Annotated in this window: 20 protein-coding genes; 9 read left to right on the top strand and 11 right to left on the bottom strand. The window is 68.3% G+C overall.

Going from position 1 to position 21,925, the window contains the following annotated elements:
* Positions 1-10 precede the first annotated feature (10 nt).
* The 7 genes from atpD to BMW67_RS08180 form a co-directional block, all read right to left on the bottom strand.
* On the bottom strand, positions 11-1,432 hold the full coding sequence (gene atpD, locus BMW67_RS08210; protein WP_072747056.1) for a F0F1 ATP synthase subunit beta: 1,422 nt from the start codon (positions 1,430-1,432) through the stop codon (positions 11-13).
* 19 nt (positions 1,433-1,451) lie between these two features.
* Positions 1,452-2,330: a F0F1 ATP synthase subunit gamma gene (locus BMW67_RS08205; protein WP_072747055.1), complete on the bottom strand. Its 879-nt coding sequence runs from the start codon at positions 2,328-2,330 to the stop codon at positions 1,452-1,454.
* Positions 2,331-2,359: 29 nt separating this feature from the next.
* The gene (atpA, locus tag BMW67_RS08200) at positions 2,360-3,898 is read right to left on the bottom strand and encodes a F0F1 ATP synthase subunit alpha (protein WP_072747054.1); all 1,539 of its coding nucleotides are present in this window, start codon (positions 3,896-3,898) and stop codon (positions 2,360-2,362) included.
* Positions 3,898-4,458, bottom strand: a complete 561-nt coding sequence (locus BMW67_RS08195; protein WP_072747053.1) for a F0F1 ATP synthase subunit delta — start codon at positions 4,456-4,458, stop codon at positions 3,898-3,900. The genes atpA and BMW67_RS08195 overlap by 1 nt, the downstream gene beginning before the upstream one ends.
* 250 nt (positions 4,459-4,708) lie before the next feature.
* Entirely contained in the window at positions 4,709-5,755 is a 1,047-nt protein-coding gene (locus BMW67_RS08190; protein WP_072747200.1) for a quinone-dependent dihydroorotate dehydrogenase, read from the bottom strand.
* A complete protein-coding gene (locus tag BMW67_RS08185; RefSeq protein ID WP_072747052.1) occupies positions 5,755-6,141 on the bottom strand; it encodes a DUF952 domain-containing protein in 387 nt (128 codons plus the stop codon). The genes BMW67_RS08190 and BMW67_RS08185 overlap by 1 nt, the downstream gene beginning before the upstream one ends.
* A complete protein-coding gene (locus BMW67_RS08180) occupies positions 6,138-7,523 on the bottom strand; it encodes an aminotransferase (protein ID WP_072747051.1) in 1,386 nt (461 codons plus the stop codon). The genes BMW67_RS08185 and BMW67_RS08180 overlap by 4 nt, the downstream gene beginning before the upstream one ends.
* A gap of 104 nt (positions 7,524-7,627) precedes the next feature.
* Here BMW67_RS08180 and BMW67_RS08175 point away from each other — a divergent pair, with 104 nt between their 5' ends.
* Positions 7,628-8,800, top strand: coding sequence for an MFS transporter (locus BMW67_RS08175; RefSeq protein ID WP_072747050.1), 1,173 nt, complete (start codon positions 7,628-7,630; stop codon positions 8,798-8,800).
* Positions 8,801-8,810: 10 nt separating this feature from the next.
* Here the strand turns inward: BMW67_RS08175 and BMW67_RS08170 are convergent, their stop codons facing one another.
* Positions 8,811-10,784, bottom strand: a complete 1,974-nt coding sequence (locus tag BMW67_RS08170) for a protein meaA (protein WP_072747049.1) — start codon at positions 10,782-10,784, stop codon at positions 8,811-8,813.
* 296 nt (positions 10,785-11,080) lie between these two features.
* On the opposite strand from BMW67_RS08170, the gene ccrA reads away from it, so the two are divergent.
* From ccrA to BMW67_RS08140, 7 genes are all read left to right on the top strand, one after another.
* Complete coding sequence (gene ccrA, locus BMW67_RS08165) at positions 11,081-12,373, top strand: crotonyl-CoA carboxylase/reductase (protein ID WP_072747048.1); 1,293 nt, start codon at positions 11,081-11,083, stop codon at positions 12,371-12,373.
* Positions 12,374-13,031: 658 nt separating this feature from the next.
* A complete protein-coding gene (locus BMW67_RS08160; protein ID WP_072747199.1) occupies positions 13,032-13,763 on the top strand; it encodes a helix-turn-helix transcriptional regulator in 732 nt (243 codons plus the stop codon).
* Between the two features lie 90 nt (positions 13,764-13,853).
* The gene (locus tag BMW67_RS08155; RefSeq protein ID WP_072747047.1) at positions 13,854-14,483 is read left to right on the top strand and encodes an acyl-homoserine-lactone synthase; all 630 of its coding nucleotides are present in this window, start codon (positions 13,854-13,856) and stop codon (positions 14,481-14,483) included.
* Positions 14,484-14,570: 87 nt separating this feature from the next.
* On the top strand, positions 14,571-14,918 hold the full coding sequence (locus BMW67_RS15440) for a hypothetical protein (RefSeq protein ID WP_125459005.1): 348 nt from the start codon (positions 14,571-14,573) through the stop codon (positions 14,916-14,918).
* Positions 14,919-15,072: 154 nt separating this feature from the next.
* On the top strand, positions 15,073-15,798 hold the full coding sequence (locus BMW67_RS08150; protein ID WP_072747046.1) for a helix-turn-helix transcriptional regulator: 726 nt from the start codon (positions 15,073-15,075) through the stop codon (positions 15,796-15,798).
* An 86-nt stretch (positions 15,799-15,884) separates the two neighbouring features.
* Positions 15,885-16,532 (top strand): acyl-homoserine-lactone synthase, encoded by a 648-nt coding sequence (locus tag BMW67_RS08145; protein WP_072747045.1) that lies wholly within the window; start codon positions 15,885-15,887, stop codon positions 16,530-16,532.
* A gap of 91 nt (positions 16,533-16,623) precedes the next feature.
* Positions 16,624-18,183 (top strand): ATP-dependent DNA helicase, encoded by a 1,560-nt coding sequence (locus BMW67_RS08140; protein WP_072747044.1) that lies wholly within the window; start codon positions 16,624-16,626, stop codon positions 18,181-18,183.
* 3 nt (positions 18,184-18,186) lie between these two features.
* On the opposite strand, the gene BMW67_RS08135 is transcribed toward BMW67_RS08140, so the two are convergent.
* On the bottom strand, positions 18,187-19,683 hold the full coding sequence (locus BMW67_RS08135) for a helicase HerA-like domain-containing protein (protein WP_072747043.1): 1,497 nt from the start codon (positions 19,681-19,683) through the stop codon (positions 18,187-18,189).
* A gap of 205 nt (positions 19,684-19,888) precedes the next feature.
* Here BMW67_RS08135 and BMW67_RS08130 point away from each other — a divergent pair, with 205 nt between their 5' ends.
* Positions 19,889-20,836 (top strand): cyclase family protein, encoded by a 948-nt coding sequence (locus BMW67_RS08130; RefSeq protein ID WP_072747042.1) that lies wholly within the window; start codon positions 19,889-19,891, stop codon positions 20,834-20,836.
* A 39-nt stretch (positions 20,837-20,875) separates the two neighbouring features.
* Here BMW67_RS08130 and BMW67_RS08125 read toward each other — a convergent pair whose 3' ends face one another.
* Together BMW67_RS08125 and BMW67_RS08120 are read right to left on the bottom strand one after the other, a co-directional pair.
* The gene (locus BMW67_RS08125) at positions 20,876-21,070 is read right to left on the bottom strand and encodes a PLDc N-terminal domain-containing protein (RefSeq protein WP_245728492.1); all 195 of its coding nucleotides are present in this window, start codon (positions 21,068-21,070) and stop codon (positions 20,876-20,878) included.
* 19 nt (positions 21,071-21,089) lie between these two features.
* Entirely contained in the window at positions 21,090-21,911 is an 822-nt protein-coding gene (locus BMW67_RS08120; protein ID WP_072747040.1) for a purine-nucleoside phosphorylase, read from the bottom strand.
* Between the last annotated feature and the right edge of the window lie 14 nt (positions 21,912-21,925).

The following is a 21,925-nucleotide window of genomic DNA, read 5'->3' as shown; positions in this document are numbered from 1 at the left end:
AGCGCGCGGATCAGGCCGCCGCGGCGGCCAGCCTCGCGGCCTTCTCCTGCACTTCGTCGATGTCGCCGACCATGTAGAAGGCGGCCTCGGGCAGGTGGTCGAACTCGCCGGCGCAGACGCGCTTGAAGCTGTCGATGGTCTTCTCCAGCGGCACCTGCACGCCCGGCGAGCCGGTGAACACCTCGGCCACGTCGAAGGGCTGCGAGAGGAAGCGCTGGATCTTGCGCGCGCGGGCGACGATCAGCTTGTCCTCTTCCGACAGCTCGTCCATGCCGAGGATGGCGATGATGTCCTGAAGCGCCTTGTAGCGCTGAAGGATCTCCTGCACCTGGCGGGCGACGTTGTAGTGCTCTTCGCCGACGATGGCCGGGTCGAGCATGCGCGAGGTCGAGTCGAGCGGGTCCACGGCCGGGTAGATGCCCAGCTCGGAGATCGCGCGCGACAGAACCGTGGTGGCGTCAAGGTGCGCGAACGAGGTCGCCGGCGCCGGGTCGGTCAGGTCGTCCGCGGGCACGTAGATCGCCTGCACCGAGGTGATCGAGCCGTGCTTGGTCGAGGTGATTCGCTCCTGCAGGGCGCCCATGTCGGTGGCCAGCGTCGGCTGGTAGCCCACCGCCGAGGGGATGCGGCCCAGCAGCGCCGACACCTCGGAGCCCGCCTGGGTGAAGCGGAAGATGTTGTCGACGAAGAACAGAACGTCGGTGCCCGACTGGTCGCGGAACTGCTCGGCCAGCGTCAGGCCGGTCAGGGCGACGCGCGCGCGGGCGCCCGGCGGCTCGTTCATCTGGCCGAAGACCAGCGCCACCTTCGACTCGGACAGGTTGTCGGCGTTGATGACGCCCGACTCGATGAACTCGTGGTAAAGGTCGTTGCCCTCGCGGGTGCGCTCGCCCACGCCGGCGAACACCGAATAGCCCGAGTGCACCTTGGCGACGTTGTTGATCAGCTCCTGAATCAGAACCGTCTTGCCGACGCCCGCGCCGCCGAACAGGCCGATCTTGCCGCCCTTGGCGTAGGGGGCCAGCAGGTCGATGACCTTGATGCCGGTGACGAGGATCTCGGATTCGGTCGACTGCTCGGAGAAGCTGGGGGCTTCGGCGTGGATCGGACGGCGCTCGGCGGTCTCGATCGGCCCCTTCTCGTCGATCGGCTCGCCGACCACGTTCAGGATGCGGCCCAGCGTGGCGTCGCCCACGGGCACGGTGATCGGGCCGCCCGTGTCGGTCACGGTCTGGCCGCGAACCAGACCCTCGGTGGCGTCCATGGCGATGGCGCGCACGGTGTTCTCGCCCAGATGCTGGGCGACCTCGAGCACGAGCCGCTGCCCGTTGTTGTCGGTCTCGAGCGCGTTGAGGATCGCGGGAGGCTCGCCGTCGAACTGCACGTCGACGACGGCGCCGATCACCTGGGTGATTTTGCCGGTCTTGGCCATTTTCGGTCTCTCCGTATCGTCAGAGCGCCTCGGCGCCCGAGATGATCTCGATCAGTTCCTTGGTGATCGCAGCCTGACGCGAGCGGTTGTATTCGATGGTCAGCTTGTCGATCATTTCGCCGGCGTTGCGGGTCGCGTTGTCCATGGCGGACATGCGCGCGCCCTGCTCCGAGGCCGCGTTCTCGAGCAGTCCGGCGAAGATCTGCGTCGCCACCGAGCGCGGCAAAAGGTCGGCCAGGATGGCCTCTTCCTCGGGCTCGTAGTCATAGACCACGGCCGGGGCGTTCGCGGCGGCCTCGTCCTGCTCGAACACGGCCGGAATCAGCTGCTGCGCCGTCGGGACCTGCGAGATCACCGACTTGAACCGCGCATAGAACAGCGTGGCGACGTCGAATTCGCCGCCCTCGAAGCGGGCGAGGATGTCGTGCGCGATCTCGTGCGCGTTGGCATAGCCGATGCGCTTGACCCCGCTCAGATCCACATGCCCCACGAACAGGTCGGCGTATTCGCGCTTGAGCTGCTCGCGCCCCTTGCGGCCGATGGTCAGGATCTTGACCTGCTTGCCCTCGGCCTTGAGCCGCTCGATCCGCTCGCGCGCCAGGCGCACGATGGACGAGTTGAAGCCGCCGCACAGGCCGCGCTCGGCGGTGGCGACGATCAGAAGATGCACGCGATCGGAGCCCGTGCCGCGCAGCAGGCGCGGCGCGGTGTCCGGGTTCGCGCCGCGCGCCAGATTCGCCAGAACGGCGTTCATGCGCTCGGCATAGGGGCGCGCGGCCTCGGCCGCCTCCTGGGCGCGGCGGAGCTTGGCCGCCGCGACCATCTGCATGGCCTTGGTGATCTTCCGCGTGGACTTCACGCTGTTGATCCGGATTTTCAGATCCTTGAGGCTCGGCATCTGCCTAACTCCTCCTCAACAGCGGGCGCTTACGCGAAACCCTTGGCGAATTCCTCGATCGCGGCCTTGATGCGCTCGGCGATGTCGCCGGCGATCTTGGGGTCGGTGTCGCGGATCTCGTCGAGCAGGTCATGATGCTTGGTGCGGAAATGCGCCAGCAGGCCCTTCTCGAAGCGGCCGACCGCCGAGACCGGCAGCGGGTCGAGGAAGCCGTTGGTGCCGGCGAAGATCACCACCACCTGCTCGGCGTTGGTCAGCGGCGAATACTGCGGCTGCTTGAGCAGCTCGGTCAGGCGCGCGCCGCGGTTCAGCAGGCGCTGCGTGGCCGCGTCAAGGTCCGAGCCGAACTGCGCGAAGGCCGCCATCTCGCGATACTGCGCCAGCTCGAGCTTGATCGAGCCCGCGACCGACTTCATCGCCTTGGTCTGGGCCGCCGAACCCACGCGCGACACCGACAGGCCGACGTTCACGGCCGGGCGGATGCCCTGGTAGAACAGCTCGGTCTCTAGGAAGATCTGGCCGTCGGTGATCGAGATCACGTTGGTCGGGATGTAGGCCGACACGTCGCCCGCCTGCGTCTCGATGATCGGCAGCGCGGTCAGCGAGCCCGAGCCGAAATCCTCGTTCAGCTTGGCGGCGCGCTCGAGCAGGCGCGAGTGCAGGTAGAACACGTCGCCCGGATAGGCCTCGCGCCCCGGCGGACGGCGCAGCAGCAGCGACATCTGGCGGTAGGCGACGGCCTGCTTGGACAGGTCGTCGTAGATGATCAGCGCGTGCATGCCGTTGTCGCGGAAATACTCGGCGATGGCGCAGGCCGAGTAGGGCGCCAGGAACTGCATCGGCGCGGGGTCCGAGGCGGTGGCGGCGACGACGATCGAGTACTCGATGGCGCCGGTTTCCTCGAGCTTCTTCACCAGCTGCGCGACGGTCGAGCGCTTCTGCCCGACGGCGCAGTAGACGCAGTAGAGCTTCTTGGACTCGTCGTCGCCGGCGGCCTCGTTGTAGCTCTTCTGGTTGAGGATCGCGTCGAGCGCGACGGCGGTCTTGCCGGTCTGGCGGTCGCCGATGATCAGCTCGCGCTGGCCGCGGCCGATCGGGATCAGCGAGTCGATCGCCTTGAGGCCGGTGGCCATGGGCTCGTGCACCGAGCGGCGGGGAATGATGCCCGGCGCCTTGACGTCGGCGCGGCGGCGCTCGGCGGCCTCGATCGGTCCCTTGCCGTCAAGCGGGTTGCCCAGCGCGTCCACGACGCGGCCCAGCAGGCCCTTGCCCACGGGAACGTCCACGATGGCCCCGGTGCGCTTGACGATGTCGCCTTCCTTGATCTCGCGGTCCGAGCCGAAGATCACGATGCCGACGTTGTCCTGCTCGAGGTTCAGCGCCATGCCCATGATGCCGCCGGGAAACTCGACGGTTTCGCCGGCCTGCACGTTGTCCAGCCCGTGGACGCGCGCGATGCCGTCGCCCACCGAGAGCACCCGGCCCACCTCGGCGACCTCGGCTTCCTGGCCGAAGTTCTTGATCTGCTCCTTGAGGATCGCAGAAATCTCAGATGCCTGGATGCCCATCACCCGACCTCTTTCATAGCGTTCTGGAGATTGGCGAGGCGCGCGCGGATCGACGTGTCGATCATGCGAGAGCCCACCTTCACGACGAGACCGCCGATGAGGGATTCATCGACGGCGACATTCAGTTTCACATCCTTGCCGACCGCCTTGCGGATCGTGTCGGCCAGGGCCTCGCGCTGCGCGTCGGTCAGAGGCGCGGCGGCGCGCACCTCGGCCGAGATCTCGCCCCGCTTGTCGGCGGCCAGCGCCGCGAAGGCGTCGCACACCGCGCCCAGCGCGAACAGACGGCGCCTGGCCGCCATCAGGCCCAGCAGGTTGCGGGTCAGGCCGTTCAGGCCCATCGCCTCGGCGACGGCCGCGATGGCGGCCGCCTGTTCCTCGCGGCTGTAGACCGGGCTGGTCGCCAGGTCGCGCAGCGCGGCGCTGTCGGCCAGAGCGGCCTTCAGTTCCGCAAGATCCTTTTCCACTTCGGAAAGCTTGTCGGCTTCCTCGGCGAGTTCGAACAGCGCGGTCGCGTAGCGCCCGGCCAGTCCGGATACAAGAGAAGCTGAATCGGCCACGTGATCCCTTCCGCGTTTTCCGGCGGGCGCGACAAGCATGCGCCCAGAGAGGGTGGAAAACGAACGTTCCCCCCGAATTCGTGCGGTTGCTAGCACAGCCCCCCCGGCCATGCAATACGGGCCTTGGAAGGCGGTTTTTCGGGCTTTTTCGTTTCAATTCATGCGGTTGAGCCCCAGAATCGGGGTTTCGAGGGCAAATGCCGCGTCGCCGCCGGGCGAGATTGCGTCGTTGTGCGGCGCCCTGACCGGCTCAGAGGTCGGCGCCGACGGCCTGATCGACATGCGAAAAGCCGTCCCGGACCAGCAGCTCGTCCAGCTCGCGCACGATGCGCGCCGCAAGTCTCGGCCCCTCGTAGACGAGGGCGGTGTAGAGCTGCACCAGCCGCGCTCCGGCGCGGATCTTGGCATAGGCGTCGCGCCCCGAGAACACGCCCCCCACCCCGACCAGCGTGACGCGCCCCTGCGTCAGCCGCGCCAGCGCGCGCAGCGTCTCGGTCGAGCGGGCGAAGAGCGGCGCGCCCGACAGCCCGCCAGCCTGCGCCGCGTGCGGGCTGCGCAGCCCCTCGCGCGAAAGGGTGGTGTTGGTGGCCACGATTGCGTCGATTCCCCGGCGCATCGCCACCTGGGCGATGGCGGCCAGCTCGTCGCCGGACAGATCGGGCGCGATCTTGACCAGAACCGGCTTGCCGGGAGCGGCGGCGTCGCGGGCCTCCTGACACAGGGCCAGAAGCCGGTCGAGCGCGGCCGCGCCCTGCAGGTCGCGCAGACGCTCGGTGTTGGGAGAAGAGACGTTCACGGTGAAGAAATCGGCCAGCCCGGCGAAGCGGCGCAGAACGGCCGCGTAATCGGCCGCGCGGTCGGGCGAATCCTTGTTGGCGCCCAGATTCACGCCCACGACTCCGTCGCGGCGCGCGCGCTCGAGCCGGCGGGCTATGGCCTCCATGCCGTCATTGTTGAAGCCGAAGCGGTTGATCGCCGCCCGGTCCTGGGGCAGGCGAAACAGGCGCGGGCGCGGATTGCCGGGCTGGGGCCGCGGCGTGACGGCGCCGATCTCGACGAAGCCGACGCCCAGCCTCAACGCCGCGTCCACCGCCTGGGCGTTCTTGTCGAAGCCGGCGGCGATGCCGACGGGATTGGGGAACTCCAGCCCCATCGCCCGCCCCGCCAGCCGCGGCGACGAAATCGGCCCCGGCGCGGGCGCAAGCCCCGCCGCCAGCGCGCGCAGCGCCAGCGCATGGGCGGTCTCGGGATCGAGCAGGCGCAGCGCCGCCAGCCCGGCGCGCTCGACGGCGCGCATCATGACGCGCCGGCCTCGCCTTCGGCGCGCTCGGGGGCGGGGAATTCGGGCGGAAAACGGTGCGCGCCGTCCGGCCCGAGGGGCAGGGGCCGCGCCCATATCACCGCCGCGCGCGGCAAGGGGGCGTAGAGATGCGGGAACAGATCGCCGCCGCGCGCCGGCTCCCATCTGAGGGCCTCGCCCAGCGCCGCCGCATCGCACGCCGCAAGGACAAGACCCTGGGCGCCGGCGAAGTGCTTGCGCGCCGTCTCGGGCGCCTGGGCGGCGGTCGAGAAATGGATGTATCCGTCGGCCAGATCGACGGGCGCGCCCTCGAACGCGCCCTCGGCCTCGAGGCGCGCCCATTCCTCGGCGCGCAGGATCTTGTAGATGACGCCGGCGGTCATCGCATCAGCCCCTCGGCGCGCGCCCATGCGAGCGTGGCGTCGAGCGCGTCGGGAATGGGGGCGAACAGCTCTTCGATGCCGTCCTCGTCGATGATCATGGGCGGGCAGAAGCCGATCACGTCGCCCATGGCGCGCAGGATCACGCCGCGCGCCTGCAGCTCGGCCGCCATGCGCGCGCCGACCTTGCCGGCGGGCTCGAAGGCGGCGCGGCCCGACTTGTCGGGCGCCAGCTCGAGGGCGCCCAGCAGCCCGAGGCCGCGCGCCTCGCCCACCAGCGGATGATCGGCCAACGCGCGCAGCCGCGCCTGGAACAGCGGCGCGATCCTGCGCACATGGCCGGGGATGTCGCGCCGCTGGTAGATCTCGAGCGCCTTGGCGCCCACGGCGCAGCCCAGCGGATGGCCGCCATAGGTGAAGCCATGCCCGAACACGCCGATGCGCGAGGCGTTGTCCTCGACGGCGGCGGCCATTTCGGCGTCGATCGCCACCGCCGACAGGGGCGCGTAGCCCGCGGTCAGCTGCTTGGCCATCGAAATGGCGTTGGGCTTGAAGCCCAGCGTCTGGTGTCCGAACCACTGGCCCGTGCGCCCGAAGCCGCAGATCACCTCGTCGGCGATGAGCAGGACGTCGTGGCGGGCCAGCACGGCCGAGATTTCCTCGAAATAGCCCTCGGGCGGGACGATGACGCCGCCGGCGCCCATCACGGGCTCGGCGATGAAGGCGGCGACGGTGTCGGGGCCTTCGCGCTCGATCAACGCGTCCAGCTCGCGCGCAAGGCGGGCCGCGTAGGCGCGTTCGTCTTCGCCCGGCTCGGCCCCGCGCCAGGCGTGCGGCGTCGCGGTGTGCAAGATGCGGTCCACCGGCAGGTCGAAATCGCGATGGTTGTAGGGCAGGCCGGTCAGCGAGGCCGAGACGATCGTCACCCCGTGGTAGGCCTTCGCGCGGCTGATGATCTTTTTCTTCTGCGGCTTGCCCCGGGCGTTGTTGAAATACCAGACGAGCTTGATCTGCGTCTCGTTCGCCTCGGAGCCGCTGGACTGGTAGAAGACGCGCGCCGCGCCGGGGGCCAGCTCCTTGATGCGCTCGGCCAGCTCGATGGCGGGTTCGTGGCTGCGCCCGGCGAAGAGGTGGTAATAGGGCAGGCGGCCCAGCTGTTCGCGCGCGGTTTCGATCAGCTCGGCGTCGCCGAAGCCCAGCCCGCAGCACCACAGCCCCGACATGCCTTCGAGATAGCGCCGGCCCTCGGCGTCGAAGACATGCAGCCCCTCGGCGCGCGAGACGATGAACGGCCCCTCGGCGCGCAGCGTCGCCGGATTGGTGTAGGGATGGAGCAGGGCCTCTACGTCGCGGGTCTGCATGTTGGTCAGGGGCGGGCGGGTCATGGGGGCGCTCCTTGGCAGGTTTTCCATGTGGTGGCGCGGATCGGCGATTGACGCAAGGGGGCGCGCGGGCGAAACCGGGGCGATCCATAAGGGAGCCTTGTCAGATGGACGTCGCAGCGCTGTTCGCCGCCTATGTGCTGAGCCAGTTCTTCCGCTCGTTTCTGGCGGTGCTGTCGCCGGGGCTGACGGCGGATCTGGGCCTGAGCGCGGTGCAGCTGTCGGACGCGGCCGGGGCGTGGTTCATGGCCTTTGCGCTGGCGCAGTTTCCGATCGGCGTGGCGCTGGACCGGATCGGCCCGCGGCGCACCGTGGGCTGGCTGATGCTGGTCGGCGCGGCGGGGGGCTCGCTGCTGTTCGCCTCGGCGCAGAGCGCGGGCGCGCTGATCGCGGCCATGGCGCTGATCGGCGTCGGCTGCGCGCCGGTGCTGATGGCCGGCATGTTCATCTTCGCCCGCCGCCATGCGCCGGCGCGCTTCGCCACGCTGTCGGGGCTGATGATCGGCTTCGGGTCGCTGGGCAACGTGCTTGGCGCGGGGCCGCTGGCCCATGCGGCCGAGGCCTTCGGCTGGCGCGGGGTGATGCTGGGTCTTGCGGCGATGGCGGCGCTTCTGGCCGCGATCGCGTTGACCGCCATCCGCGATCCCGAGCGCATCGCCGCCGAGGGCGACAGCGCGCTGGGCGGGGTGCTTGCGGTGCTGCGGATGCGCGTTCTGTGGCCGCTGCTGCCGCTGGCGGTGTTCAACTACGCCTCGTCGGCGGGCATCCGCGGGCTGTGGGCCGGCCCCTACCTGTCCGAGGTCCACGGCATGGACGCGATCGGCATCGGCGAGGCGATGACGTGGATGGCGCTTGGCATGGTGGCGGGCAGCGTGCTGATCGGTTCGGCCGACAGGCTGCTGGGCACGCGCAAGTGGTTGAACCTGAGCGCGAACGCCATCGGCGCGGCCTGCGTGGCGGTTCTGGCCATGGGCGTCGCGCCGCAGACGGCCACGGCGCTGATGACGGCGATCGGCTTTTTCGGCGCGTCCTATGCCGCGCTCATGGCCCATGCGCGCAGCTTCTTCCCCGCGCATCTGACCGGGCGCGGCGTGACGGTGATGAACTTCTTCAGCATCGGCGGCGTCGGGCTGGGGCAGTTCGCGACCGGGCGGATCGCCGAAGCGGCGGCCGATCCGGCCGACCCGGCGGCCGCCTTTCACGCCATCTTCGCCTATTACGCCGCCACGCTGACCGTCGCGCTGGCGATCTACCTTTTCAGCCGCGATTCGAAGCCCTGAGGGCGGCGCGTCAGGCCGCCTCGCGGCTTTCGGCGGCGACCAGGTCGACGATGTCGGACATGATGCGGTTCAGCTCGAAATCCTTGGGCGTGTAGACCCGCGCCACCCCGTAGGCGCGCAGCTCTTCGGCGTCGGCCTCGGGAATGATGCCGCCGACCACGACGGGCACGTCGTCAAGGCCGGCCGCCTTCATGCGGTCGATCACCTCCTTGACCAGCGGCAGATGCGAGCCCGACAGGATCGACAGGCCGACCACATGCGCCGATTCCTCGAGCGCGGCGTTCACGATCTGCGCCGGCGTCAGGCGGATGCCCTCGTAGACGACCTCCATGCCGCAGTCGCGCGCGCGCACGGCGATCTGCTCGGCGCCGTTCGAATGGCCGTCGAGCCCCGGCTTGCCGACCAGGAACTTGAGCCTGCGGCCCAGCCGGGCGGACACCTCCTCGACCGCGGCGCGCACCTCTTCAAGACCCGCGGCGTCGACCGAGGCGGCCTTGGCGACGCCGGTCGGAGCGCGGTATTCGCCGAACACCTCGCGCATGGCGGCGCCCCACTCGCCGGTGGTGACGCCCGCCTTGGCCGCCGCGATCGAGGGCGGCATGATGTTGGCGCCCGAGCGGGCGGCCTCTTTCAACGCGGCCAGGGCGGCCTCGACGGCGGCGGGGTCGCGGGCGGCGCGCCAGGCGTTGAGGCGCGCGATCTGCTCCTGCTCGACGGCCGGATCGACGACCAGGATGTCGCCGTCGCCGGCGGTCAGGGGGCTGGGCTCGGTCTCGGTGAAGCGGTTGACGCCGACCACCACGGTCTCGCCGCGCTCGATGCGCGCAAGGCGGGCGGTGTTGGCCTCGACCAGGCGGGACTTCATGTAGTCGATCGCCTGAACGGCGCCGCCCATCTCCTCGATGCGGGCAAGCTCGGCGCGCGCGGCCTCCTTCAGCTCGGCCACCTCGCGCTCGACGGCGGGGTTGCCGTCGAAGAGGTCGTCATATTCGAGCAGATCGGTCTCGTAGGCCATGATCTGCTGCATGCGCAGCGACCACTGCTGATCCCAGGGCCGCGGCAGACCCAGCGCCTCGTTCCAGGCGGGCAGCTGCACGGCGCGCGCCCGCGCCTTCTTCGACAGCGTGACGGCCAGCATCTCGATGAGGATGCGGTAGACGTTGTTCTCGGGCTGCTGCTCGGTCAGGCCCAGGCTGTTGACCTGCACGCCGTAGCGGAAGCGGCGCAGCTTGGGATCCTCGACGCCGTAGCGGTCGCGGCAGATCTCGTCCCACAGATCGACGAAGGCGCGCATCTTGCACATCTCGGTCACGAAGCGGATGCCCGCATTGACGAAGAACGAGATGCGCCCGACCACGGTCGGGAAATCCTGCTCGGGCACGGCACCCTGCGCCTTGACCGTGTCGAGCACCGCGATGGCGGTGGCCAGCGCATAGGCCAGCTCCTGCTCGGGCGTGGCCCCGGCCTCTTGCAGGTGATACGAGCAGACGTTCATCGGGTTCCACCTGGGAACCTCGCGATAGGTGTAGGCGGCGATGTCGCCGATCAGCCGCAGCGAGGGCTGCGGCGGGAACACATAGGTCCCGCGCGAGAGGTATTCCTTGATGATGTCGTTCTGCACCGTGCCCTGAAGCTTGCGGATGTCGGCGCCCTGCTCCTCGGCCGCGGCGATATACAGCGCCAGCAGCCAGGCGGCGGTGGCGTTGATGGTCATCGAGGTGTTCATCTGCTCGAGCGGGATGCCGTCGAACAGCGCGCGCATGTCCCCCAGATGCGAGACCGGCACGCCGACCTTGCCCACCTCGCCGCGCGCAAGGGGGTGGTCGCTGTCATAGCCGGTCTGGGTCGGCAGGTCGAAGGCGACCGAAAGGCCGGTCTGCCCCTTGGCCAGGTTGGAGCGGTAAAGCGCGTTGGACGCCTGCGCGGTGGAATGGCCGGCATAGGTGCGGAAAAGCCAGGGGCGGTCGCGGCGGGTCTCGGTCATGGGCGGCTCCTCGTCGGCGGCTCGCGCGCGCGGGCGCGGGCATGCGTTGCGCGGGCCGCGATTCGCGCCGCCCGCCTTGCCTCAGGCTATAAGGTATTTTGCAACGCAGCGCAAAGCGATTGAAACATTCTGTCGCCACCGTGTCGCCCATGGGAATTAAGTTGCTCGTTACCGCAGCGCACAAAACGCTTGCAAGGCCGCCCGAGCAATGTCATTCCTCAAGCCAGACGAAATTAGCACGATTGTTGCGCACGGCCGCATCGGCCGACCGCGCCGCAACATGGAAGGAGACCCTCATGGCCCCCCTCGACACCCCCGCCGCCCCGATCGAATACGAGGCGCCGATCAAGGACCTTTACGAAATCGGCGAAATTCCGCCCCTGGGCCATGTGCCCAAGAAGATGTATGCCTGGACCATCCGGCGCGAGCGCCATGGCGAGCCCGAGAAGTCCATGCAGCTCGAGGTCGTGGACGTTCCCGAGATCGACAGCCACGAGGTGCTGGTCTTCGTCATGGCCGCCGGCGTCAACTACAATGGCGTCTGGGCGGGGCTGGGAGTGCCGATCTCGCCCTTCGACGTGCACAAGGCCGAATACCACATCGCCGGCTCGGACGCGTCGGGGATCGTCTGGAAGGTCGGCGACAAGGTCAAGCGCTGGAAGGTCGGCGACGAGGTCGTGATCCACTGCAACCAGGACGACGGCGACGACGAGGAGTGCAACGGCGGCGATCCGATGTTCTCGCCCAGCCAGCGCATCTGGGGCTACGAGACGCCCGACGGCTCGTTCGCGCAGTTCACCCGCGTGCAGGCGCAGCAGCTGATGAAGCGGCCGCAGCACCTGACCTGGGAAGAATCGGCCTGCTACACCCTGACCCTGGCCACCGCCTACCGGATGCTGTTCGGCCACCGCCCGCACACGCTCAAGCCCGGGCAGAACGTGCTGGTTTGGGGCGCCTCGGGCGGCCTCGGCTCCTACGCGATCCAGCTGATCAACACGGCCGGCGCGAACGCCATCGGCGTCATCTCGGACGAAGACAAGCGCGACTTCGTCATGGGGCTGGGCGCCAAGGGCGTCATCAACCGCAAGGACTTCAACTGCTGGGGCCAGCTGCCCAAGGTCGGCACGCCCGAATACAAGGCCTGGTTCGACGAGGCCCGCCGCTTCGGCAAGGCGATCTGGGAGATCACCGGCAAGGGCAACAACGTCGACATCGTGTTCGAGCACCCTGGCGAGGCGACGTTCCCCGTCTCGACCTTCGTGGTCAAGCGGGGCGGCATGGTGGTGATCTGCGCCGGCACGACCGGCTACAACCTGACCATGGACGCGCGCTACGTCTGGATGCACCAGAAGCGCATCCAGGGCAGCCACTTCGCCAACCTCAAGCAGGCCAGCCAGGCCAACCAGCTGATGCTGGAGCGGCGTCTGGACCCGTGCATGTCCGAGGTCTTCCCCTGGAGCGACATTCCCAAGGCGCACATGAAGATGATGCGCAACGAGCACAAGCCGGGGAACATGGCGGTGCTGGTCAGCGCGCCGCGCACGAGGCTGCGCACCTTCGAGGACGCGCTCGCGGCTTCGCGGAACTGATTCGCCACGGGCGAATCACCCTGACGAACACTGCCGGCGGAGGGTCGAAACAAGGCGGCCCTCCGCCCTTCTTTTGCCGCAATTGACAACTTGACGCAACGTCTTCCGAGGCTTAGACGGCCCGGCCTCGCGATTTCCGAGGAATGTTTCGCCTTCCAGATTAACCTATTCTTCTGAACGTAGCGTGGCGTAAGCGAGTGACGACAAGCGTAGCGAGCGTAAAGGCGGCGTCGGATTCGGGCCAGGGGCGAGTGCGCCCCAGACCCTGATCCGGCCCCGGAAAGCCGGGCCTTTCGCCTCAAGGCGGCGAAGAGGCTGCGCGATTCGCCTGCATCGAGGGCGGTCGCACGGCTTGCGGCGATCTTCCGCGCACCCCAAACGCGGCGGATTGCGGCGCCCGGGAGCTGGCCGCCGGCGTGCGTTCAGGGGGTGGCCGCGCGTAAGCGTTTGAAACGGCCGCATTGTGGTGCGTGTTGCGTGGCCGGTCCATCGGTCATCCCCTGGCGCCGTCGCAGGGAGGGCCTGACTGGCGTGTCCTCGCGCCCGGCTCCACCGGCGGTGGAGCGGGCCGCTCATCCGGCGTTCAGGTCGCCGGACATGGCTTGAGCGCGGCGCAGATAGTATGCTCCGCGACATCGAGACGTGTCAGGCGGAACCCATGTCGGAGCGCATACGCGCCATAATCGAAAGGCTTCCCGAGTTCAGAACCGTGGAGGACGTGCGTCGCTTCGCGGATCTCATTCGGGACGTCTACGACGTGGATCATGTCGTCTACGTGGTCATGTCCTTCGGCGGCGACCCCGGACAAGGGGCGTATGAGTTCGGCGAGATCACGTATCGAGCCGAGTGGTCGCAACGATATCTGGAGGAGAACTACAAGGAGGTCGACCCGACGGTCATCGGCGCGGTGCAAAGCTTCACCCCGCTCGACTGGAAGCGTCTGGACTGGAGCCCGCGCAAGCGGCGCAACCTGATCCTCGAGGCGGTGGATGCGGGCGTCGGCAACCAGGGCTACACGGTGCCCATTCGCGGCCCCAACGGCCAGTTCGCGGTGCTGACGATCAACAAGACATGCACGGACGCCGTCTGGGAGCGCTACCTGGCCGAAACGGCCACGGATTGGCTGCTTGTGGCCAATTTCATGCACCAGAAGGTGTTGGAGATTTTTTCGGTCGACGAAGAGAAAGGACTTCCTGCTCTTTCGCCGAGGGAACGCGATGCATTGGCGATGATTTCGTCGGGCATGAGCAGAAGCCAGATCGCCGAATCGCTCAAAATCTCCGAAAATACGCTGCGAGTTTATTTGGACAGCGCCCGCAACAAGCTGGGCGGACTGAACATGCCTCATGCTGTCTCAATAGCGGTAAGAACAGGTATAATAAACATTTAGAGTTTAACGTGAAAAATTAACCTTTCATTCAGTTAACATTCATGGTTAATTGCCGATCATGGCCTCCCCAGCTTCCCCAAGGAGAGTGCCATGATCCGCTATGTTTACGCCCACGAACTCGACAAGCATCCCCGCCTGGTCGACGAGATGTTCAAGGACCGCGCCCGGCAATTCCGCGACCGGATGAAATGGGACGTCCATGTGGACGAGAACGGGTGGGAGCGCGATCAGTATGACCCGCTCGGCCCGCTCTACATCATCTACGAACGCGAAGACGGCAGCCATGGCGGCTCGGGCCGGCTCATGCCCACCACCGGCCGCACCATGATCGGCGAGCATTTCTCGCACCTGACCGACGGCGTAGTCATCAGCTCGCCCACGATCTGGGAGATCACGCGCTTTTGCGTCTCGCCCAGCGTGCGCTCGGCGCGCGAGGCGATGCACATCACCACCTCTCTGCTGCTCGCGGGCATCGACGCGGGGCTTCGCTTCGGCGTCGAGTTCTACGTCGCGGTGTTCGACGAGCCGATGCTGCGCGTCTATCGCAGCCTGGATTTCGCGCCCGACGTGATGGGCGCCGCCGGCGAAGGCCGCAAGCGCATCTGCGCGGGCATCTGGCCCTGCACCGAAGAGGTTCGCGACAAGATGGCGCGCCGCGTCGCCGAGCACGAGCAGATCGCCGCCGCCGCGCGAGAGCTGGAGTTCGCCATCGCCGCATGAGCGCCCCGACGGGCCGGGGAAGCGGCCGCGCCGCGCGCGATGCGCGGTGCGGCCCTTGCTTTTCCCGATCGCCCGGAACCTGCCGGGATGATGAAGGCCGAGTTAACGGCGTTTCGATTCGCTCGGAAAAATTTCCTTGTCTTTCAGCCTTTTGATCGCTCCCCCCTCACCATTTTCGATGAGCTTGTTTTGGTGAATGGCGCCAGACGCGCAGCCGGGGCAATCTTTGGTCATCAGGGATCAACCGATGGGAGAAGCCCGGTGAAGAACGAATGGATGATCGACGTCCTTGCCGACCTTCGGCAGTTCGCGCTGCGGAATTACTACATCAGCCTTGCCGAACAGATCGACGACGCCATCGTCGTCGCCGCGGTCGAGCTGAAGAAGCGCGCTTCGAGCGGATCGGACTCCGCCCCGAGCGAAACCCACGCCTGAACCTGGATGCGACGCTCTGACGGAGGCGGCGAAGGCACGCGCAATTAGAAGTTGAATTCAGTGATGGTTAATCTATCCTGACCCCGCACCCGGCGTGCGGGGCGGGATTTCTTGCGCCCTGACGCCGAAGATCCACGGCGCAGCGGAGCAGGCCATGAGCGAGAAACTCCAGACGATCGTCGATCAGCTTCCTCAAGCCGTCACGGAAGAAGGACTCCGGCGTCTGCTGGTGAAGGTGCGCAAGCTCTACGACCTGGACAACGCCATATACTACGCGCTTTCTCTGGGCGGCGACCGGGCGGCCGAGGAGTTCGGCGCCATGACCTACTCGCCGGACTGGCACGCGCGTTACGAAGAGGCCGGCTATCGCTACACCGATCCGACCGTGGTCGCGATGCAAAGCGGCTTCGCGCCGGTCGAGTGGCGCCACCTGGACTGGAGCGGGCAAGCGAATCGCCGCCTTCTGGCCGAGGCCGCCGAGTTCGGCGTGGGGAATCACGGCTACTCGATTCCGCTGCACGGCCCCATGGGGCAGTTCGCGATGTTCAACGTCTCGAAATCCTGCACCGAACGCGAATGGGCGCTGCTCATCCAGGAGATCAGCCAGGAGCTTCTGATTCTGGCGCACAGCATCCACACCCATTCGATGTCCTCGCTGAACATCGAGACGAGGTTGCCCTCCAAGACCCTGTCGCCGCGCGAACGCGACGTGCTGACGCTGATTTCGCAAGGCGTGCGGCGCGCGCAGATCGCCGAAAAGCTGCAAATCTCGGAAAACACGCTGCGGGTTTACCTGGAATCGGCGCGGAACAAGCTGGGCGCGGTCAACACCTTTCATGCGGTTGCGAAGGGCGTGAAGGCGGGAATAATTCGCGTCTGATGCACGATTTGTTAATCATTTCGTGATTCCGCGAAAATTTACCTCTTTGTGGAATCCTTGGCGCATCCCCCAACAGGAGTGCGCCCATGATCCGTTTCGTCTACGGCTCCGATCTGCCTGCCTTTCCGCGCCTTGCCGACTCCATGTTCCGCGACCGCGCGGCCCAGTTCCGCGACCGCCGCGCCTGGGATCTGCGCATCGACGAGAACGGGTGGGAGACCGACGAATACGACCGCATCAACCCGCTCTACTGCATCTACGAGCTGCCCGACGGCACGCATGGCGGATCCGGTCGCCTGGCCCCGACCACGGCGGGCTGCATGATCAACGATCATTTCTCGGACATCCTCGGCGGCACGATCGAAAGCCCGCTCATCTGGGAGAGCACGCGCTTCGTCGTCTCGCCGCGCATCAGCGGCGGCATGCAGGCGGCGCGGCGCATCTCGACGGCGCTGATGCTGGCCGGAATCGAAGTGGGCCTGCGCTACGGGCTGACCCACTACATCGGCTGCTACGATCCGCCCATGCGCCGCATCTGGCGCAACGCGGGCTGGCCGGCCGAGGACATCGGCGCGCGCGGAACCGGGCGCGACCAGATCATCGTCGGCGTGTGGGAAATCTCGGAACAGGTGCGCCAGAACATCCTGGACCGCGCGCCCGAGGGGCTGCGCCTGGGCGCGATCCCGCCCATCGTTCCGCACGCGGCCATTCCGGCGCTGGCCCGCGCGGCCTGATCGGGCGCCCGGCGCGCGGCGGTTTCCATGCGCCGCGATCCGGGCTAAGGCTTGGGCGGGCCAAGCGGGGCCCGAAGCGACAGAGCCAGACGTGACCACCACGCCCGCCCAAAGCCAAGCGCCAGGCGACCTTGCGCTGTCCGACGACCAGGCCGCCGCATTCGCGGCCGTCGCCGCCGCGCTGCGCCGTCATGGCGTCGATCTGAGCGGCGGCGCGACCATGGCGCGCGCCGACGGACCGGCCGAGGTCATGGCCGTTCTGGGCCGCGCGGGATCGGGCAAGACGCGTCTCTTGTCGCTGCTGGTCGAGGCGCTGAGCGCCGCCGGGCTCGAGCCTGTGACGGGCGACTGGGAAGGGCGCCGCAACAAGGACCGGCGCAGCTTCGCCGTGCTTGCGCCCACCAACAAGGCAGCCAGCGTGCTGCGCAATCTGGGCGTGCCGGCGACCACGATCCACCGCATCATCTACACTCCGGTCTACGACCCGCAGTTCGAGAAGATCGCCGAATGGCTGGCCGGCGAGGGCGAACGCCCCGAGGTCGAGAACATCGAGGACGAACAGCTCGACCGCGTGCGGGCCAGCTACGAGCGGCACAAGTCCATACCCGGCGCGCTGGCGGCCATAGGGCTGCGCGGCTCGGACTTCATCACCGGCTGGGCGCGGCGCGACGATCCGCTGGACATCGCGCTGGTGGACGAGGCCTCGATGCTGGACGACAAGCAGCTTGAGGATCTGCGCCAGATCTTCGGGCTGATCGTGCTGTTCGGCGACCCGGCGCAGCTGGCGCCGGTCGGACAGTCGGGGGCCATGGTGTTCGACGCGCTGGGGCCGGATCGGCGGATCGAGCTGTCGCGCATTCACCGGCAGGCGGCCGGGAACCCCATTCTCGACATCGCGCACGCGCTGTCCGATCCCGACATCGGCTTCGAGGATTTCGAGCGCCTGATCGAGCGCGCCGCGCGTCAGGACCCGCGCGTTGTCGTCGCCGAGCGCGCAGATCCGACGTTGATGGCGCGCTCTCCCATGCTGGTCTGGCGCAACGCCACGCGCATCCGCCTGATCGACGCCTTCCGCAAGGTGCATGGCGCGCCCGAGGACGCGCTCTTGCCGGGCGAACCGCTGATCTGCGACGGCATCGAGCTGCCGGCGCGCCATCGCAAGAAGCGCATCGACCTCGAGGCGCGCGGCCTGGTGAAGGGCGCGCAATGCGTCTATCTGGGCCCCGGGCGGCGCAAGGGCTTTGCAAAGCTGCATATCCTGGGCGCCGAAGAGCCGCAGATCAGCGTCGCCTCGATCATTCGGATCGAACGCCCCGATCAGGAAGAGCCCTTCATTCCCGCCGCGGCCGCCATGGGCGCGACCTTCGTGCATGGCGCGGCGGCGACCATCCACAAGGCCCAGGGTTCGCAATGGCCAAGCGTTCAGGTCTTTGCGCCCGACCTGTGGGCGGCCTGTCGCGCGGGACGCAGCGACGCGGGCATGCCGCTGTGGAAGCGCCTTGCCTATGTCGCCGTCACCCGCGCCGAAGAGCGCCTGATCTGGGTCACGCGCAACCGCATGGCCCGCCCGCAGGCGTCGCTCGGCGTCGAGGATCTGCGCCTGGCCGCCCCCGCGCCGCTGACCCTGTCGGATCAGGACCCCGACGGCTGAGCGTCAGCGGCCCCGAAAGATGCCGCCCAGCACGCCCCGCACGATCTCGCGCACAAGGCGCGTGCCGATGCTGCGCGCCACCGACTTGGCGAAGGCCTCGCCGACGCTGTCCGAACGCGAGGCGCGGCTGCGCGTGCGCGCCTGAGGGGCCGAGTCGGCCTTTTGGGCCTTCTCGGCCTCTTCGGCGGCGCGTTCGGCGCGCTCGGCCAGGATCTCGTAGGCGCTCTGGCGGTCGAGAGGCCGGTCATACAGACCCGCCACCGGCGACGCGCGCCGCGCGGCCTCGAGCGCGGCGGGCTCGGCCGGACCAAGACGCGACGAGGGCGGCCGGATCAGCGTCCGCTGCACGATGCCCGGCCTGCCCTTGCGGTCCAGCGTGGACACCAGCGCCTCGCCCACGCCCAGATTGGGAATGACCTCTTCGGCGTCGAACTCGGGATTGGGGCGGAAGGTTTGCGCGGCGGCGCGCAGCGCCTTCTGGTCGCGCGGCGTGTAGGCGCGCAGCGCATGCTGCACGCGCGAGCCCAGCTGCCCCAGCACGTCGTCCGGCACGTCGGCGGGGTTCTGGGTGATGAAGAACACCCCCACCCCCTTCGAGCGAATCAGCCGCGCCACCTGCTCGACCTTGTCCACCAGCGCCTTGGGCGCGCCGTCGAACAGCAGGTGCGCCTCGTCGAAGAAGAAGGCCATGACCGGCTTTTCCGGGTCGCCGACCTCGGGCAGCTCCTCGAACAGCTCGGACAGGAGCCACAGAAGGAAGGTCGCGTAAAGCCGCGGCGAGGACATCAGCCGCCGCGCCGCCAGCACGTTGATGCGCCCCTTGCCGCCATCCTGCGCGATCATGTCCGACAGGCGCAGCGCCGGCTCGCCGAAGAACTGGGCCGCGCCCTGGTTCTCGAGCACCAGCAGCCGCCGCTGGATCGCCCCCACCGACGCCGCCGAGACGTTGCCGTAGCGCGCCGACAGCTCGCGCGCGCGCTCGGAGACATGCGTGAGCATGGCGCGCAGATCCTTGAAGTCGAGCAGCAGCAGCCCTTCCTCGTCGGCAAGCCGGAAGACGATGTTCATCACGCCTTCCTGCGTCTCGTTCAGATCGAGCATGCGCGAGAGCAGAAGCGGCCCCATCTCGGACACCGTGGCGCGCACGGGGTGCCCCTCTTGCCCGAACAGGTCCCAGAAGACGACGGGAAAGCCCTGATAGCCGAAATCGTCGAAGCCGATCTTGCGCGCCCGCTCGAGGAAGGCGCCGTGCAGCTTGTGATCGGGCGATCCGGGCTGGCACAGGCCGCTCAGATCGCCCTTCACGTCGGACAGGAACACCGGCACGCCGGCGCTCGAGAACCCCTCGGCCATGATCTGCAACGTCACCGTCTTGCCCGTGCCGGTGGCGCCGGCGATCAGGCCGTGCCGGTTGGCCTTGTCCAGCCGCAGATGCTGGGGCTGGGCGTAGTCCTTGCCGCCACCGCCCAGGAACACGCCCTTCGCGTCGATCTCGTTCATTGTCGCCTCCGCCTTTGGGCAAGACAGACACGCGCGCGGGGCCAAGGGCAAGCCCCTCGGCCGTTTCGAATCGGGCGGGGCGCGCGGCGGGGGCGCGAATCGCTTGACCGCGGCGGTTTGTCGCGCCCATGATTTTGCGAAATTTCATTTCGCTTTTTTCTCGCCGGCCGCCGCGCGCGGCCCGCCTTCAGAAAGGAAGACGCTCATGCGCAGATCCATCGCCGCCTGCATCGCAGCCGCCGCGCTCATGGCCGGGGGCGCGGCCCTCGCCGACGATTGCGTCCATTCGAAATGGGGCCCGGAAGACGAGATCGGCTCGGCCAACCTTGTCACGCCCGAGAACACGCTTGCCGCGCTGAAGCTGGTCAAGCAGGGCAAGTCGCTGCCGCTGGGCATCGTGATCGACAGCTCGACCCCGGCCTTCCCGCCGCGCTCGCTGTCGCTCGAGGTGGTGCAGCCCGGCCAGCAGGGCGGCAAGAAGCTGACCCAGTTCGGCTATGAGGGCAATTACAACGACGACCTGGTCCAGACCTGGCTGGGCATCGGAAGCCAGATCGACGGCCTCGGCCATCTGGGCGAGAAGGGCTACTATTACAACTGCAACGACGAGAAGGACATCGCCGAGCTGACGGGCCTCAAGCGGCTTGGCACGCACAACATCCCGCCGCTGGTCGGGCGCGGCGTCGTGCTGGACATGGCCGCCGCGGCGGGCAAGCCGCATCTCGAGGCCGGCGACCACTTCGGCCCCGAAGAGATCAAGGCCGCCGCCAGGGCGCAGGGGGTCGAGCTGCGCAAAGGCGACATCATCCTGTTCCACACGGGCTGGACCGAGGCCATGCTCGAATCCGACCCCAAGGCCTGGGTGTCCGGCGAGCCGGGCGTGAGCGTCGAGGGCATGCGCTACCTGGTCTCGCTCGAGCCCATGGCCATCGGCGCCGACACCTGGGGCGTCGAGCCGATTCCGCCGGCGCCGGGCGACGGGGCCTTCTACGGCCATGTGATCGCGCTGAAGGAAAACGGCGTCTATCTGCTGGAAACCATGAACACCGGCCCGCTTCTGCGCGAGGGCGTGAACGAGTTCATGTTCGTGCTGGGCCAGGCCCGCATCCGCGGCACGGTGCAGATGATCATCAACCCCGTGGCGCTCTACTGACCCTCGGCGCCGGCCGCCCCGAACGGGCGGCCGGCCCCCTCAGCGCGCCGAGCGCGGGCCGAACAGGAGCCAGGCCAGAAAGCCCAGAAGCGGCAGCAGCAGCACCGCCAGCACCCAGGCCACCTTCGCCCCCGTTCCCGCATTCGAGCCGATCACCGAGACGATCGCCCATATGTCCAGCGCCAGGAGCGCCAGCCCCCAGAGCCCCATTCCGTGCATTCCGTGAAAAGGCATCTCGCGCTCCTTCCTCGCCTCAGGGCAATGCGGGGATCAGCCGGGCCAGGATGCGGCCGATCTTCTCGCCGGCGACGGCGGCGTTCGCCAGAACCTCTTCGATGGTGTCCGGCTGCTGGTCGGGGCCGCCGTCGGCGGCGTTGGTGATGGCCGAGATCGCCGCCACCCGCATGCCGCAGTGATTGGCAGCGATCGCCTCGACGACGGTCGACATGCCCACCGCGTCGCCCCCGGCCATGCGCAGGAAGCGGCGCTCGGCCGAGGTTTCGAGCGAAGGGCCCGCGACGCCCGCATAGACCCCCTCGGCCAGCGGCTCGCCGGCCTCGGCGGCCGCGGCGCGCGCCAGCGCGCGCAGCTCGGGATCATAGGCGCGGCTCATGTCGGGAAAACGGGGGCCGATGCGCTCGTCATTCGGCCCGGTCAGCGGATTGGAGCCGGTGAAGTTCAGATGGTCGGCGATCAGCATCGGCGCGCCGGGCTTCAGATCGGGGTTCAGCGCGCCGGCGGCGTTGGTGATGACCAGCGTGCGCGCGCCCATGCGGCGCAAGAGCCGCACGGGCAGGGCGATCTGCGCCGCGCTCCACCCTTCGTAAAGGTGCAGCCGGCCCTGCATCAGCGCCACGCGCCGCCCGTGCAGGCGCCCGACGACGAAGCGCCCGGCATGGCCCGGCGCCGTCGAGACGGGAAAGCCAGGCAGCTCGGCATAGGGCAGCGCGCGCGCCTCTTCGACCTGATCGGCCAGCGCGCCCAGGCCCGAACCCAGGATCAGCGCCGCCTCGATCGGGCCGAGTTCGGCAAGGCGTCCCGCCGCGGCGTCAAGAGTGCGTTCGGCGTCGGTCATGCGGCGTCCTTCCC

The organism is Oceanicella actignis (genome assembly GCF_900111545.1).
Classification (GTDB): Bacteria; Pseudomonadota; Alphaproteobacteria; order Rhodobacterales; family Rhodobacteraceae; genus Oceanicella; species Oceanicella actignis.
The sequence above is the reverse complement of the archived record's forward strand: the minus strand, read 5'-3'. Positions and strand labels throughout refer to the sequence as shown.

What these genes read in the sequence shown, in the direction of transcription:
- BMW67_RS08135 (WP_072747043.1), bottom strand. Translation starts at nt 19,683, where the DNA reads ATGAACGAGATCGACGCGAAGGGCGTGTTCCTGGGCGGTGGCGGCAAG.
- BMW67_RS08180 (WP_072747051.1), bottom strand. Translation starts at nt 7,523, where the DNA reads ATGACCCGCCCGCCCCTGACCAACATGCAGACCCGCGACGTAGAGGCC.
- BMW67_RS08120 (WP_072747040.1), bottom strand. Translation starts at nt 21,911, where the DNA reads ATGACCGACGCCGAACGCACTCTTGACGCCGCGGCGGGACGCCTTGCC.
- BMW67_RS08145 (WP_072747045.1), top strand. Translation starts at nt 15,885, where the DNA reads ATGATCCGTTTCGTCTACGGCTCCGATCTGCCTGCCTTTCCGCGCCTT.
- BMW67_RS08125 (WP_245728492.1), bottom strand. Translation starts at nt 21,070, where the DNA reads ATGCCTTTTCACGGAATGCACGGAATGGGGCTCTGGGGGCTGGCGCTC.
- atpD (WP_072747056.1), bottom strand. Translation starts at nt 1,432, where the DNA reads ATGGCCAAGACCGGCAAAATCACCCAGGTGATCGGCGCCGTCGTCGAC.
- BMW67_RS08175 (WP_072747050.1), top strand. Translation starts at nt 7,628, where the DNA reads ATGGACGTCGCAGCGCTGTTCGCCGCCTATGTGCTGAGCCAGTTCTTC.
- BMW67_RS08205 (WP_072747055.1), bottom strand. Translation starts at nt 2,330, where the DNA reads ATGCCGAGCCTCAAGGATCTGAAAATCCGGATCAACAGCGTGAAGTCC.
- BMW67_RS08130 (WP_072747042.1), top strand. Translation starts at nt 19,889, where the DNA reads ATGCGCAGATCCATCGCCGCCTGCATCGCAGCCGCCGCGCTCATGGCC.
- BMW67_RS08170 (WP_072747049.1), bottom strand. Translation starts at nt 10,784, where the DNA reads ATGACCGAGACCCGCCGCGACCGCCCCTGGCTTTTCCGCACCTATGCC.
- BMW67_RS08150 (WP_072747046.1), top strand. Translation starts at nt 15,073, where the DNA reads ATGAGCGAGAAACTCCAGACGATCGTCGATCAGCTTCCTCAAGCCGTC.
- atpA (WP_072747054.1), bottom strand. Translation starts at nt 3,898, where the DNA reads ATGGGCATCCAGGCATCTGAGATTTCTGCGATCCTCAAGGAGCAGATC.
- BMW67_RS08155 (WP_072747047.1), top strand. Translation starts at nt 13,854, where the DNA reads ATGATCCGCTATGTTTACGCCCACGAACTCGACAAGCATCCCCGCCTG.
- BMW67_RS15440 (WP_125459005.1), top strand. Translation starts at nt 14,571, where the DNA reads ATGATGAAGGCCGAGTTAACGGCGTTTCGATTCGCTCGGAAAAATTTC.
- BMW67_RS08185 (WP_072747052.1), bottom strand. Translation starts at nt 6,141, where the DNA reads ATGACCGCCGGCGTCATCTACAAGATCCTGCGCGCCGAGGAATGGGCG.
- BMW67_RS08190 (WP_072747200.1), bottom strand. Translation starts at nt 5,755, where the DNA reads ATGCGCGCCGTCGAGCGCGCCGGGCTGGCGGCGCTGCGCCTGCTCGAT.
- ccrA (WP_072747048.1), top strand. Translation starts at nt 11,081, where the DNA reads ATGGCCCCCCTCGACACCCCCGCCGCCCCGATCGAATACGAGGCGCCG.
- BMW67_RS08160 (WP_072747199.1), top strand. Translation starts at nt 13,032, where the DNA reads ATGTCGGAGCGCATACGCGCCATAATCGAAAGGCTTCCCGAGTTCAGA.